This is a genomic window from Nonomuraea sp. B208 (assembly GCF_057536035.1).
The window spans coordinates 145,024-156,609 of sequence record NZ_BAAJOU010000034.1 but is presented as its reverse complement, the minus strand read 5'-3'; the positions used below and the strand labels follow the sequence as shown (position 1 = coordinate 156,609).

The following is an 11,586-nucleotide window of genomic DNA, read 5'->3' as shown; positions in this document are numbered from 1 at the left end:
GACATGAAGCTCCTGAACCTCCGTACCGCCTTCATCGCCGCCCCCCTGCTCGTCCTTGCCTACGGCGTGATCCGCATCCTCGACGGGCTCGACGGCGAACGGGGCCCCGGCCTCGCCTGGACCACCGGGCATCTCGCCTTCGTCGCGGCCCTGCTGCTGTTCGTACCGATCTACTGGCGCTTGCGGCGGATGGCGGGAGGCGGGGCGCTCGCGACCGCCACCGCGACCGCCGGCACCATCGGCGTCGCCGCACTGGTCGGGCAGTTCGGGATCGACCTCGTCGTCGGGTTCATGTCGGCCGACCACGCCGCCATGAGCGTGCTGTTCGACCAGGTGCAGTCCGTGCCCGGCGTGTCGTTCGCGGTCTACGACGGCCTGCCGTTCCTCTTCTACGTCGGCCAGCTCGCCCTGGTCACGCAGCTCGCCGCGCAGCGCCGGGTCAAGCTGTGGACGCCCGTGCTGGTGCTGGCCGACCTCGCGCTGCCGTTCGTGGACAAGGACCTCATCCCGCTCGGCGCGCTCTGCCTGCTGGTGTCGTTCGTGCCGCTGGCCCGCGCCTCCGCCGCCGTCGCGCCTGCTCGGCCCGCCGCCGTGTACGCATGACGCGGACGGCAGGATGGGATGCCGTGTCCGACGTACGGTTCCTCGTCCCGCTCCGCCGCTGGGCGAACACGCTGCCCCCGATCTGGGTGGACGCCGCGCTGGCCGCGCTGATCTGGATCGCGCAGCTCTGGCCGTTCATCAGCCGCGACAACCCCGCGGGCGGCCCCTGGCACTGGTGGGGGTACGTCGTCGTCACGCTCGCCTCGCTGCCGCTGATCTGGCGGCGGCGCGCCCCGGCAGTCGCCCTGGTGGCCGCGCTCCTGGCCATCGCCTGCTACGACCTCGTGGCGGGCGTGGCCGCCCAGCCCGTCTGGTACGGCGCCATGGTCGCCCTCTACACGGTGGCCGCGACCTGCACCCGACGGGTCAGGATCACGCTGTTCGCCCTCTCGTGCGGCGGCGGGCTGCTGCTCGTCGGCTCGTCCGACACCGCGATCCGGGGCGTGGTGCTGTTCGTCACCGCCTACGCCGTCGGCCGGGCGGCGGCCGCCTCCCGCGCCCACGCGGCGGCGCTGGAGGAACGCGCCGCCCAGCTCGCCCGCGAGCGGCAGGTCGCCGCCGAGCGGGCCGCCGAACGCGAGCGGGCCAGGATCGCCCACGACATGCACGACATCCTCGCCCACGCCGTCAGCCTCATGGTGGTGCAGGCCGAGGCCGGCCCCGTCGCGGTCGCCGCCGACCCGGCGCGCGCGGTGGCCGCCTTCGACGCCATCTCCGCCGCCGGACGGGACGCGATGGGCCAGCTCCGCCGCCTGCTCCAGGTGCTGAAGGAGGAGGAGGGGCCGCGCGAGCCGCAGCCCACGATCGACGGGCTGCCCGCACTCGCCGAGCAGGTCAGGGCGGCCGGGATCGAGGTCGTCCACACCGCGGACGGCGAGCCGAGGCGGCTGCCGCCGGACGCCGAGGTGGCGGCGTACCGGATCGTGCAGGAAGCTCTCACCAACATCGTCAAGCACGCCGGCGCGACCCGCGCCGGCCTCACCCTCACCTGGCGGGACGACGCACTGATGATCGACGTCACCGACGACGGCCGCGGCAGGGGACCGGCGTTCCCCTCCGGCGGCAACGGCCTGATCGGCATCCGCGAGCGCGCGGCCGCCTGCGGCGGCGACGCGCAGGCCGGCCCGCTCCCCGGCGGGGCCGGCTTCCGCGTCCGCGTCCGCCTGCCGCTTCCGGGAAAGGCGGCGGCGTGAGCGTGCGCGTGGTCGTTGCCGACGACCAGGAGCTGGTACGCGCCGGTTTCGCCATGATCCTCGACGCCCAGCCCGACATCGAGGTTGTCGCCGAGGCGGGCGACGGCGCACAAGCGGTCGCGGCGGTGCGCGAGCACCAGCCGGACGTGCTGCTGCTCGACATCCGGATGCCGGTCATGGACGGCATCGAGGCCGCCCGCCGGGTCTGCGCGGACGGCTCCTGCCGCGTGATCATGCTGACCACGTTCGACCTCGACGACTACGTCTACGACGCGCTGCGCGCGGGCGCGAGCGGCTTCCTGCTGAAGGACGTCCGCCGCGACGACCTCGTCCACGCCGTACGAGTGGTCGCCGCCGGGCAGTCCCTGCTCGCCCCGGCGATCACCACCAAGCTGATCGCCGAGTTCGCCGGCAGAGCCGCCCGCCCGGCCGGCCAGGTGTCACCCGAACGGCTGTCGGCACTGACCACGCGCGAACGGGAGACGCTGCGGCTGATCGCACGCGGCCTGTCCAACGCGGAGATCGCCCAGGCCATGGTGGTCAGCGAGCATACGGTGAAGACGCACGTCAGCAACGTGCTGACCAAGCTCGGCCTGCGCGACCGGGTGCAGGCGGTGATCGCCGCGTACGAAACCGGCCTCACCGTCCCCGGCGACCCGAACTGAAGCCACTCGTACATGAGCTTGACTTCGGAATCTTGGACTTCGGGCCCCACTCGCCCGAGTCGATGCGCGCGTTCAGGACTTCGAGGATTTGCTTCCAGCGGGGGGACTGCCGGGCCGGCGGGCAGGGATTCACCCGGCGGTACGACCGCTCCGTCGTACCGTGGGCCATCGCAGAGAGCCTGCGGGTGAAGATCCGCGAGGCTGAGATGCTGTGCGACAGCTCATGTCCCGGCAGGCGAGATGACGACGCGTGGTCCCTTCGCCAAGCCCGATCTCAGAAGGTGTTTCCATCCCGATGGATGATCTCGGGACGAGGGATCATGGTCGGCGAGGAGCCCTTGACTGGGACAACCGACGACTGCTCATGACTGCGCACCGAGCTGACCCGCATCAGCCGCCTGCTGGCGCGAGCCCGGCGCTGGCAAACGGTTGTCCGGTGGGTCCGTGACCTTTCCTCTCTGCGTTCGGGGACGCCTTGGTTTCACCTCCGGAGCAGGTTCCCTCCACAAGATGAAGACCACAACGCTGGCGACGGTCACCATGAAGGCCAGGCCATATAGGACGAGAAGAGCGATCGATGGCTTAGCCACGTGAATGCTGGCGCCGATCGCCAGAAGAGAGGTCGTTGGGAATATCGAGCGAAGCCCCCAGTAGGCGAAGCGCCCCCTCGGGAGCGGATGCTGCTGGACGAAGTGCTCCCAGCCGAGATTGGACTGCCCCACGCGATCTTCCACTCCGCTACGAAGGTAAGCCGCGATGCGAGTGATCAGGTGCGCCTTGTACAGCCAGACGATGCCCAAGATTAGCGACAGCAGTGGGTAAACCAGGACGATTGCGGCGTTGTTATTCTGGAGTCCCACCGGGACGATGGCACCGAAAGCCACAACGGTCAAAGTGACGATCTGCGACTGCAGGCCTGTTAATTGCACAATCTCGGCGCGTAGGGCGGTGAATTCAGCAACCGCTAGAGAGGTGGGATCCCACCCGGAAAGAGAAGTCTCTGCCACAGATGGGTATGTACCCGTTTCTGAGCACCTCTCCTGATGCCATCAGGCGGCTTGTGTCGGGCCGGACCTCGTCCGGTCCACGCCAACGCCGTCTTCCTCCTGGTCAAGCGGCGTGTCATCAGCGTGATCGAGGCCCACGTCGGATGGGCCTCGATGTGCTGCGAGAGCTGCTCGTGGTTGATCAGCGGCTGAGCAGGCCGCGGCGTCGTTGAAGATTCGACTGGCATCAGGCAGGGGTTGAGGCCCTGCGCTCCGGGTCGGGTCACCATCGAATTACCCGGGTTGCTGTCTGTGATGGTTTCGGAGTGGTGCAGGGACGTTTCAGGGTGCCCCTCCATCACGGATCATCCGGCCCCGCTTCCGCCGCCTGCTCTCCGCCTGCAGGTTCGTAGCCAGTTCGTCCAATGTCTCCCCGCACCGGACATTGGACAACCCGCTTGCACACGGGACCAAGGTCTTGCGCAGGGCCACCCAGCCGCCGGCCAGGTCCTGAATGCGCCACGCCGGGTATTTTCTGATCAACTGCTCCAAGGTCACAGGCACGGCGGCACCCCGGCGACCGGCGCGAAGAGCGTGTGGGACTCTCGCAGTTGGGCGTAGCGCAGTGCGACGCGGTAGGCGGCCTGAGCGGGTTCGCTGGAGGGGTGCCAGGCGTAGATGACTCGCTGCCGCCTCGCGTCCCACGCCGATCGCCACCAATATCGCCCGCCGTGGCACCACACGACCAATCCGGCCCAGACGGACACCAGCGCCAGGCCATAGCCGTCGTGCACGTCGGCGCGGATGCCCTGAGCGGCGAGGGCATCGGCCAGGGCAGCGGCCTCTGTCTCTGGTCGAGATGAAGGGGCGTTCACAGCGCCTGCTCCGTTGCGCCCTGTTCCTTCAACTGCTCGGCGAGTTGGGCGACATCGTCCGCATCGATCGTCTGGTAGAGGCCGTGATCCACCTCTCGCTGGGACAGGTGCAGGCCGTTGCGCGTTGCCCAGAGACGGCCGGCAGAACTGCGCCAAATGCACCAACCAGGAAAAGCCGACTGGAGGTCTTCGAGAATTACCGGTGTGGACATGGGAACAGCGTGCTTACCCGGGCGTTACGAACCCACCGCGTTATCAAGACGTCCAGGACCCTATGGAGTTACGCTCGAAACGTCCCTGACGTCCTCCGCTTCGAGGTGTACCGTGGCCAACGTCCCCCTGCGTACCGCGATGCTGAACGCCCAGGTCACGAACCAGAACTTGGCCGACCGATGTGGTGTGGACGTCAAGACGGTGGAACGCTGGTTGCAGGACGAAACGCGTATTCCGCACATGCGACACCAATGGGCCGCCGCAGAGGCGCTAGGAGCTGAGACAGCAGTGCTATGGCCAGACGCAATTCGCAATACGGTGAAAACCGGGCCGGACAAGGAAGTCTTGACAGTTTATCCGTATCGCTCCGCATGCCCGAAATCAATCTGGCGCAATCTCATCAACTCGGCACGAAACGAGATCGTGTTCGCCGGTTACACGAACTACTTTCTTTGGCTCGAACACCCGAACCTGGCCAAGGTCCTCAAGCGGAAGGCACAGCAGGGTTGCAAGATCCGGTTCCTCGTCGGCGACCCGGAGAGCGACGTCACCCGCCGCCGTGAGGAGGTGGAGAATGTCCCGCTGACCGTCTCCACCCGCATCCGGATCACACTGTCGGAGATCGAGCAGCTACGCGACGTCCCCGGAGTCGAGGCCCGTCATGGTGACGAGCACATCGCCATGAGCGTGTTCCGGTTCGACGCGGAAATGCTCGTCACGCCCCACCTGGCCAGGCTCGTCGGGCATGACTCGCCGATGCTGCATCTGCGGCGGTACCAGGACGACGGGCTGTTTGACCGGTTCGCCTATCATGCCTCCGAGCTGTGGAGCAACGGCCGCGACGTGTGGCAGCAGCCCCAGCCCACAGGCCCGACTCCGAGTGACTGACCGGGTGACGGTCGGCCCGGACCACCCTGAACTTCACGGGACTGTTCGGGGCCATAAGCCCGCGGGTACGGCTGGAGACGGCCTACGGGCACATCCTGCTTGCTGACGATGATGGGCTGGTGATCCTCGACCGTGCCGCGCGAGACGCGGCACAGCACGGGCTCGCGCACCAACTGCGCAGCATCGAGGCCATCCAGCGGACCACCAGGGGAACGTCCGTCCTCCCCTCCCACGGCGACCAGGGAGCAGCCGAGTGAGCGTCGAGCAGCAGGTCATCACCGACGAGCAGTGGCAGCACGCCTGCACCGTCTGGGACTACCACCAGATGCGCCACGACCTGCGCCGGTGCGATGTGGCCATCGGCTTGGGCAGCCATGATCTCGGCGTCGCGCGTGCGGCCGTCAGGCTGTACCGCGCCGGATGGTTCCCGCTGCTCGTCTTCACCGGCGCCACCAGCCCCACCACCGCAGCCCGGTTCCCGCGCGGCGAAGCCGTCCACTACCGCGAGCACGCCGTGGAACTCGGTATGCCCGACGAAGCGATCCTGCTGGAGCCGAACGCGACCAACACCGGGCAGAACATCAGCCTGTCGCGGCAGGTCCTGGCGGACTCCGGAGTCGAACCTGCGTCGGTATTGCTGATCTCCAAGCCGTACATGGAGCGCCGCGCCTACGCCACCGCCCGGAAGGTGTGGCCGGAGGCCGAGGTCGTGTGCGCCTCCGAGCCGCTGGAGTTGGACGACTACGTCAGCTCGATCGGTGATCCAAAGCTGGTCGTCGACATGCTCGTGGGCGACCTCCAGCGCGTGATCGAGTACCCGAAGCTCGGCTACGCCATCGAGCAGCCCGTACCAGGAGAGGTCCATGACGCCTATCAGGCTCTTCTCCGCGCCGGATTCGACAGCAGACTTCTGCAGTCCTGACCTGCCGTACGGCGAGGTGTGCGCGATCCACCAGCCGAACCTCTTCCCCCGGCTCTCGACCTTGGCCAAGCTGTACGCCGCCGACTACTGGATCGTCCTGGACGACGTCCCTCGCCGACAGCGGCTACAACGGCACTGGGATCGGAACCTTCTTGTGATTCCTCCCAATGTGTTTGACCCAAAAAACGGCCGGGTCGCCGGGTGACGGCGACCCGGCCGGGGGCTCAGCCGAGGACCGGGAAGTTGGAGCGGAAGACCCCGTGCGGGTCGCGGGCGCGCTTGATCTCGCGCAGTCGCTCCAGCGTGGCGGCCGGGAACGCCGCCGCGGCCGACTCGCCGTCGCCGAGGAACGTGAACGGCTTGAAGCCGGTGGTGTGCGACGCCAGCGCCCCGGCGATCGCGCCCATCCTGGCCGTCCCCGCCGCCGCCAGCTCGGGCACGGGCGCGGGGGCGATCATGCTCAGCAGGTACGGCTCCGCCAGGTGCCCGCAGGCGCCCCCGTCCGCCTGGGGCCGGGCCAGCGCGCCGCCGAGGTGGCGGATCTGGACCGTGGCCAGCGGCGCGATGCCCTCGGCCGTCGCCTCCAGCAGGGCCGCCACGGCGTCGTCACCGAGGCCGGTCAGCAGTTCGCCGCGCGACAGGACGGGCATGGGCTCGGTCGGCTCGGCGCAGATGGAGCCCAGCTCGCTGACCGGCAGCTCGCCGCGCGTGTCCAGCAGCGCGCCGGGCACCGACTCCAGCGGGCGCACCAGCTCGCGGCCGGCGGCGGCGTCGCCGAGGAAGGTGAGGTCGACCATGACGGCGGCGAGGCCGCGCAGCGGCTCGGGCACCTCGGGGAAGGGCGGAAACTCGGCGAGGGTGAACCACAGGCTCAGCTCGTCGGGCGCGTTCGCGGTGATCTCGCGGAAGGCGGCCATGACCTCGGCGGCGCGGGCGGCGGGCCACAGCAGGCGGCCGCCGTACAGGCCGGCCGCGGGGAACAGCTCCAGCTCCAGCGCGGTCACCACGGCGAAGTCGCCACCGCCGCCGCGCAGCGCCCAGAACAGCTCGGGGTCGGACTCGGCGGTGACGCGGGACGTGGCGCCCTCGGCGTCCACGATCTCCAGCGCGCGCACGGCGTTGGCGGCCAGGCCGCGGGCGCGGCCGTACCAGCTGAGGCCGCCGCCCAGGACGTAACCGGTCACGCTGATCACGGGCGAGCTGCCGGCGGGACCGGTGAGGTCGTGCTTGGCGGCGGCGGCCAGCAGCTCGCCCCACGAGGCCCCCGCCTCGACCCGCGCCACGCGCTCGTCGGGGCGGATCTCCACGGCCCGCATGCGGGACGTACGGATCAGGATCTCGCCGTCGAGGCCGCTGGTGGCGCCGTGGCCGCTCGGCTGCGTGGTGACGCGGAGCCCGGACGCGGCGGCCTGGCGTACGACGGCGGCCACGTCGGCGGCGCCCTCGGCCTCCACCACGACGGAGACCCGCTGCGGCACCGCGCGGTTCCACGGCAGCGCCGCCTGCTCGAAGCCGTCGTCGCCGGCGGAGAGCGTCAGCCCGCGTAGCGCCCTGTCGTCGATGGTCATGTGATCCCCCTGTCGTGGCGATGTCGTCGATCGCCAAGGGTGGACCACAGCGCTAAACGGTGGGTTGGATGTGACTTGTGCCGGACTTGTCCAAGAGAGTCAGGTTGATCTGCCCTATGTACGTGCCGACGACCATGACACCGTCGAGGGGACGGTGACGCACCGAATCTGGAGGAAACGTGTGCGCGTTCCACATCATCGACCTGGGCGCCATGCAGATCCTGGACTCCCGCGGTCGCCCCACCCTGTCGGTCACCCTCACCCTGGCCGGCGGCGCGACCGGGTGGGCCGGCGTTCCCTCCGGCGCCTCCACGGGCGCCCTGGAGGCCGTCGAGCTGCGTGACGGCGACAGCGGCAGGTACGCCGGCGCCGGCGTGACGCGAGCCGCGGCACGCATCACCGGCACCATCTTCCACCGGTTGAAGGGCCGGCCGTGGTACTCGCTCGCCGACGTCGACCAGGCGCTCATCGAGCTGGACGGCACGCCGGACAAGAGCCGGCTCGGCGGCAACGCCACCGTGGGCGTGTCGATGGCCGTCGCGCGGGCCGTCGCGGCGGCGCACGGACAGCAGTTGTGGGAGTTCCTGTCCCCGTCCACGGTGCGGCCCAGGATGCCGGTGCCGCACTTCAACATGGTGAGCGGCGGCATGCTCGCCTCGAACCAGCTCGACTTCCAGGAGTTCATGATCGCGCCGATCGGGGCGCCGTCGATGGCGGAGGCCGTACGGGCCGGGGCCGAGATCTACGCCGTGCTGCGCGCGAACCTGGCCGCCGCCGGCCGGCCCACCGGGCAGGGCGACGACGGCGGCTTCGCGCCCGACTTCACCCGGCCCCGCGAGGTGCTGTCGGCCCTTATGCGAGCCATCGACGACGCCGGCTACACCGCCGCCCGCGACCAGGTCGCCATCGCGCTGGACCCGGCCGCCACCCGGTTCCGCCGCCCCGACGGCGCCTACGAGGTCGCCGGCGAGCGGCTGTCCGGCCCGGAGCTGGTCGAGATGTACGCGGACCTGGCCGCCGACTTCCCCATCTGGAGCATCGAGGACGGCATGGCCGAGGACGACGCCGACGGCTGGCGGCTGCTCACCGAACGGCTCGGCGAGCGGCTCCAGCTCGTCGGCGACGACGTCTTCTGCACCAACCCGGCCGTCATCGAGCAGGGCATCGCCGGCAACATCGCCAACGCGGCGCTCATCAAGGTCAACCAGGCCGGCACCGTCACCGAGACGATGCAGGCCATGGACCTGTGCCGCAAGCACGGCTATGCGCGCATGGTCTCCCACCGCTCCGGCGAGACCGTGGACGACTTCGCCGCCGAGCTGGCCGTGGCCACCGGCTGCGGGCAGTTCAAGGGGGGCGCGCCGGCGCGCGGCGAGCGCGTCATCAAGTACAACCGGCTGATGCACATCGCCGGGCAGCGGCCCGACCTGCCGTACGGGCTGGCCGAGCGGTGACGCGCCCTCCCCTGGTCAGCCCGCGGCGGCGGCCTCCTCCAACGCCCGGATGTCGATCTTGCCCATGCGGAGCATCGCCTGCATGGCGCGCCCGGCCCGGCCCGGGTCGGGATCGGTGATCAGCTCGGGCAGCCGGCTCGGCACGATCTGCCAGGACAGGCCCCACCGGTCCTTGAGCCAGCCGCACTGCGACTCCTCGCCGCCGTCCGCCGTGAGCCGCGCCCACAGCTCGTCCACCTCCTCCTGCGTCTCGCAGTCCACGTACAGCGAGACCGCCTCGTTGAAGGTGAAGTGCGGGCCGCCGTTCAGCGCGAGGAAGCGCTGCCCGGCCAGCTCGAACTCGACCAGCATCACCGTGTCAGCGTCACCGTTGCGCTGCACGCGCACGATCCGCGAGCCGGCGAACAACGAGGTGTAGAAGGTGGCGGCCTCCTCGGCCTGGTGGTCGAACCACAGGTACGTCGTGATCTTCTGAGTCATCGTCGAGCCCCTTTCACTAGCCTGTATGGCGTTTCGTCAACAACGCGTCGAACGGGCTCCGGCCGGATCGACACGGCGGCCGGAATTTTTTTTCGCGGGGAGTTCGCACATGAACAGAAGAGCACTGGTGCTGGGCGGCGGCGGGGTCGCCGGGATCGCGTGGCTGACCGGCCTGCTGGCCGCGCTGGCCGACGCGGGCGTCGACGTGACCGCCGCCGACCGGATCGTCGGCACCTCGGCGGGCGCCACGGTGGCCGCCCAGGTCACCTCCGGCCTGCCGCTCGCCGACCTGCTGGCCCGGCAGACCGACCCCGCACTGCAGACGCCTGAGCTGGCGAGCGGGGTCGACATGGCGGAGCTGTGGACCCGGTTGCAGGCCGCGTACGGGAGCTCGCCCGACCCGGCCGAGCAGCGGCGCAAGGTCGGCGAGCTGGCCCTGGCGGCCTCGACGGTGCCCGAGGCCGAGCGGCGGGCGGTCATCGAGGCCCGGCTGCCGGTGCACACCTGGCCGGCCCGCGACCTGGTGATCACGGCGGTCGACGCGCACACCGGCGAGCCGCGCCTGTTCACGCGCGAGTCGGGGGTGGAGCTGGTCGACGCGGTGGCGGCCAGCTGCGCGGTGCCCGGCGTGTGGCCGTGCGTACGGATCGGCGGGGCGGCGTACACGGACGGCGGCGTGCGCTCGTCCACCAACGCCGACCTCGCGGCGGGCTTCGACCCGGTCCTGGTGATCGCGCCGATGGCCGAGCTGGGCGAGCCGTCGTGGAGCGGGCTCGGCGGCGCGGTCGAGGTGATCGAGCCCGACGAGGCGTCGCTGACCGCGTTCGGCGCCGACCCCCTCTCCCCCGCCTCCCGCACGCCGAGCGCCGAGGCCGGCTACACCCAGGGCAAGGCCGCGGCGACCAGGGTGGCGGCCTTCTGGGGGTGACCGACGTGCGGAGGTCCGCCGCGCTGGCGCCGTTCGTGGTGACGCTGACCCCCTATGAGCTCGGCGCGGGCGGCGTGCATCGGGGGCTGCCCTCGTCCACGGTGTCGGTCACCATTCCGGAGGCGGACTCGCTGGAGATCGGGTGGCCCGGGCGGTCCGGCTCGCGTGAGCGGTTCCGGGCCGTTGTCGCCGGTCTTCATCTGGACGCGGCCGAGTTGCGGCAGGTGGGCGGCACGCGGGGCGTGTGGCTGACGCTCAGCCCGGCGGGGGCGGGCGCGCTGCTGGGGGTGCCGGCGGCGGCGCTGGCGGGGCAGGTCGCCGATCTCGCCGACGTGGCTCCGGCGATGGCGCACCTGCCGGAGCGGCTGGCGGCGTGCCGGTCCTGGCCGCAACGCCGGGCCGTCGTCGAGAGCGCTCTGCTGGCCGGGCGGACGCGGTACGGCGGGGGTGAGGAGCTGCGGGCCGTGATGGCGGCGCTGTCGGGGGCCGGTCGGGTGCAGGAGGCGGCTCGGCGGCTCGGGTGCTCCCGGCGTCACCTGAGCGGTACGGTCCGGCGGGAGCTGGGGGTGACGCCGAAGGAGTACCAGCGGCTCCTGCGGTTCGAGACCGCGCGTGGCGGGCTCGTGGCCGCCGCCCGTGCCGGGACGGTCAGCCTGGCGGCTGTGGCCGCCGCGGCGGGGTTCGCCGACCAGGCGCACTTCACCAGGGAATGGCGGGTCATGGCGGGGTGTACGCCTGCCGAGTGGCTGCGCGCCGAAGGACTCACCGCGTAGGGCGTGCCCAAATCTTCAAGACCGTCGCCTCCGCCCGG

Annotated in this window: 14 protein-coding genes; 9 read left to right on the top strand and 5 right to left on the bottom strand. The window is 70.7% G+C overall.

Annotated elements, in window-relative coordinates:
- The first annotated feature begins 3 nt into the window (after window positions 1-3).
- The 3 genes from AC27IY_RS47985 to AC27IY_RS47975 are packed head-to-tail and all read left to right on the top strand — an operon-like array spanning window position 4 to window position 2,461.
- Window positions 4-603, top strand: a complete 600-nt coding sequence (locus tag AC27IY_RS47985; RefSeq protein ID WP_487181992.1) for a hypothetical protein — start codon at window positions 4-6, stop codon at window positions 601-603.
- 23 nt (window positions 604-626) lie between these two features.
- Window positions 627-1,796: a sensor histidine kinase gene (locus AC27IY_RS47980; protein ID WP_487181990.1), complete on the top strand. Its 1,170-nt coding sequence runs from the start codon at window positions 627-629 to the stop codon at window positions 1,794-1,796.
- Window positions 1,793-2,461 carry a response regulator gene (locus AC27IY_RS47975; protein WP_423477918.1) on the top strand — a complete coding sequence of 223 codons (669 nt, stop codon included), beginning with the start codon at window positions 1,793-1,795 and terminating at the stop codon, window positions 2,459-2,461. The genes AC27IY_RS47980 and AC27IY_RS47975 overlap by 4 nt, the downstream gene beginning before the upstream one ends.
- Before the next feature lie 362 nt (window positions 2,462-2,823).
- Here the strand turns inward: AC27IY_RS47975 and AC27IY_RS47970 are convergent, their stop codons facing one another.
- The 3 genes from AC27IY_RS47970 to AC27IY_RS47960 form a co-directional block, all read right to left on the bottom strand.
- Window positions 2,824-3,468, bottom strand: coding sequence for a hypothetical protein (locus AC27IY_RS47970; RefSeq protein WP_487181989.1), 645 nt, complete (start codon window positions 3,466-3,468; stop codon window positions 2,824-2,826).
- Between the two features lie 533 nt (window positions 3,469-4,001).
- On the bottom strand, window positions 4,002-4,241 hold the full coding sequence (locus tag AC27IY_RS47965) for a hypothetical protein (protein ID WP_487181988.1): 240 nt from the start codon (window positions 4,239-4,241) through the stop codon (window positions 4,002-4,004).
- A 77-nt stretch (window positions 4,242-4,318) separates the two neighbouring features.
- Window positions 4,319-4,534: a hypothetical protein gene (locus tag AC27IY_RS47960; protein ID WP_487181987.1), complete on the bottom strand. Its 216-nt coding sequence runs from the start codon at window positions 4,532-4,534 to the stop codon at window positions 4,319-4,321.
- A gap of 112 nt (window positions 4,535-4,646) precedes the next feature.
- Here AC27IY_RS47960 and AC27IY_RS47955 point away from each other — a divergent pair, with 112 nt between their 5' ends.
- From AC27IY_RS47955 to AC27IY_RS47945, 3 genes are all read left to right on the top strand, one after another.
- Window positions 4,647-5,423, top strand: coding sequence for a hypothetical protein (locus tag AC27IY_RS47955; protein ID WP_487181986.1), 777 nt, complete (start codon window positions 4,647-4,649; stop codon window positions 5,421-5,423).
- Window positions 5,424-5,542: 119 nt separating this feature from the next.
- A complete protein-coding gene (locus AC27IY_RS47950; protein WP_487181984.1) occupies window positions 5,543-5,680 on the top strand; it encodes a hypothetical protein in 138 nt (45 codons plus the stop codon).
- Window positions 5,677-6,345: a YdcF family protein gene (locus tag AC27IY_RS47945; protein WP_487181982.1), complete on the top strand. Its 669-nt coding sequence runs from the start codon at window positions 5,677-5,679 to the stop codon at window positions 6,343-6,345. Before AC27IY_RS47950 ends, AC27IY_RS47945 begins: the two co-directional genes overlap by 4 nt.
- A gap of 224 nt (window positions 6,346-6,569) precedes the next feature.
- Here AC27IY_RS47945 and AC27IY_RS47940 read toward each other — a convergent pair whose 3' ends face one another.
- The gene (locus AC27IY_RS47940; protein ID WP_487181981.1) at window positions 6,570-7,913 is read right to left on the bottom strand and encodes an FAD-binding oxidoreductase; all 1,344 of its coding nucleotides are present in this window, start codon (window positions 7,911-7,913) and stop codon (window positions 6,570-6,572) included.
- 179 nt (window positions 7,914-8,092) lie between these two features.
- Between AC27IY_RS47940 and eno the strand changes: the two genes are divergently transcribed.
- Entirely contained in the window at window positions 8,093-9,367 is a 1,275-nt protein-coding gene (gene eno / locus AC27IY_RS47935) for a phosphopyruvate hydratase (RefSeq protein ID WP_364457014.1), read from the top strand.
- A 15-nt stretch (window positions 9,368-9,382) separates the two neighbouring features.
- Here eno and AC27IY_RS47930 read toward each other — a convergent pair whose 3' ends face one another.
- Window positions 9,383-9,847: a VOC family protein gene (locus tag AC27IY_RS47930; protein WP_423451528.1), complete on the bottom strand. Its 465-nt coding sequence runs from the start codon at window positions 9,845-9,847 to the stop codon at window positions 9,383-9,385.
- 109 nt (window positions 9,848-9,956) lie between these two features.
- Between AC27IY_RS47930 and AC27IY_RS47925 the strand changes: the two genes are divergently transcribed.
- Together AC27IY_RS47925 and AC27IY_RS47920 are read left to right on the top strand one after the other, a co-directional pair.
- Complete coding sequence (locus tag AC27IY_RS47925; protein WP_487181980.1) at window positions 9,957-10,775, top strand: patatin-like phospholipase family protein; 819 nt, start codon at window positions 9,957-9,959, stop codon at window positions 10,773-10,775.
- A 5-nt stretch (window positions 10,776-10,780) separates the two neighbouring features.
- The gene (locus tag AC27IY_RS47920; RefSeq protein ID WP_487181979.1) at window positions 10,781-11,548 is read left to right on the top strand and encodes an AraC family transcriptional regulator; all 768 of its coding nucleotides are present in this window, start codon (window positions 10,781-10,783) and stop codon (window positions 11,546-11,548) included.
- Window positions 11,549-11,586 lie beyond the last annotated feature (38 nt).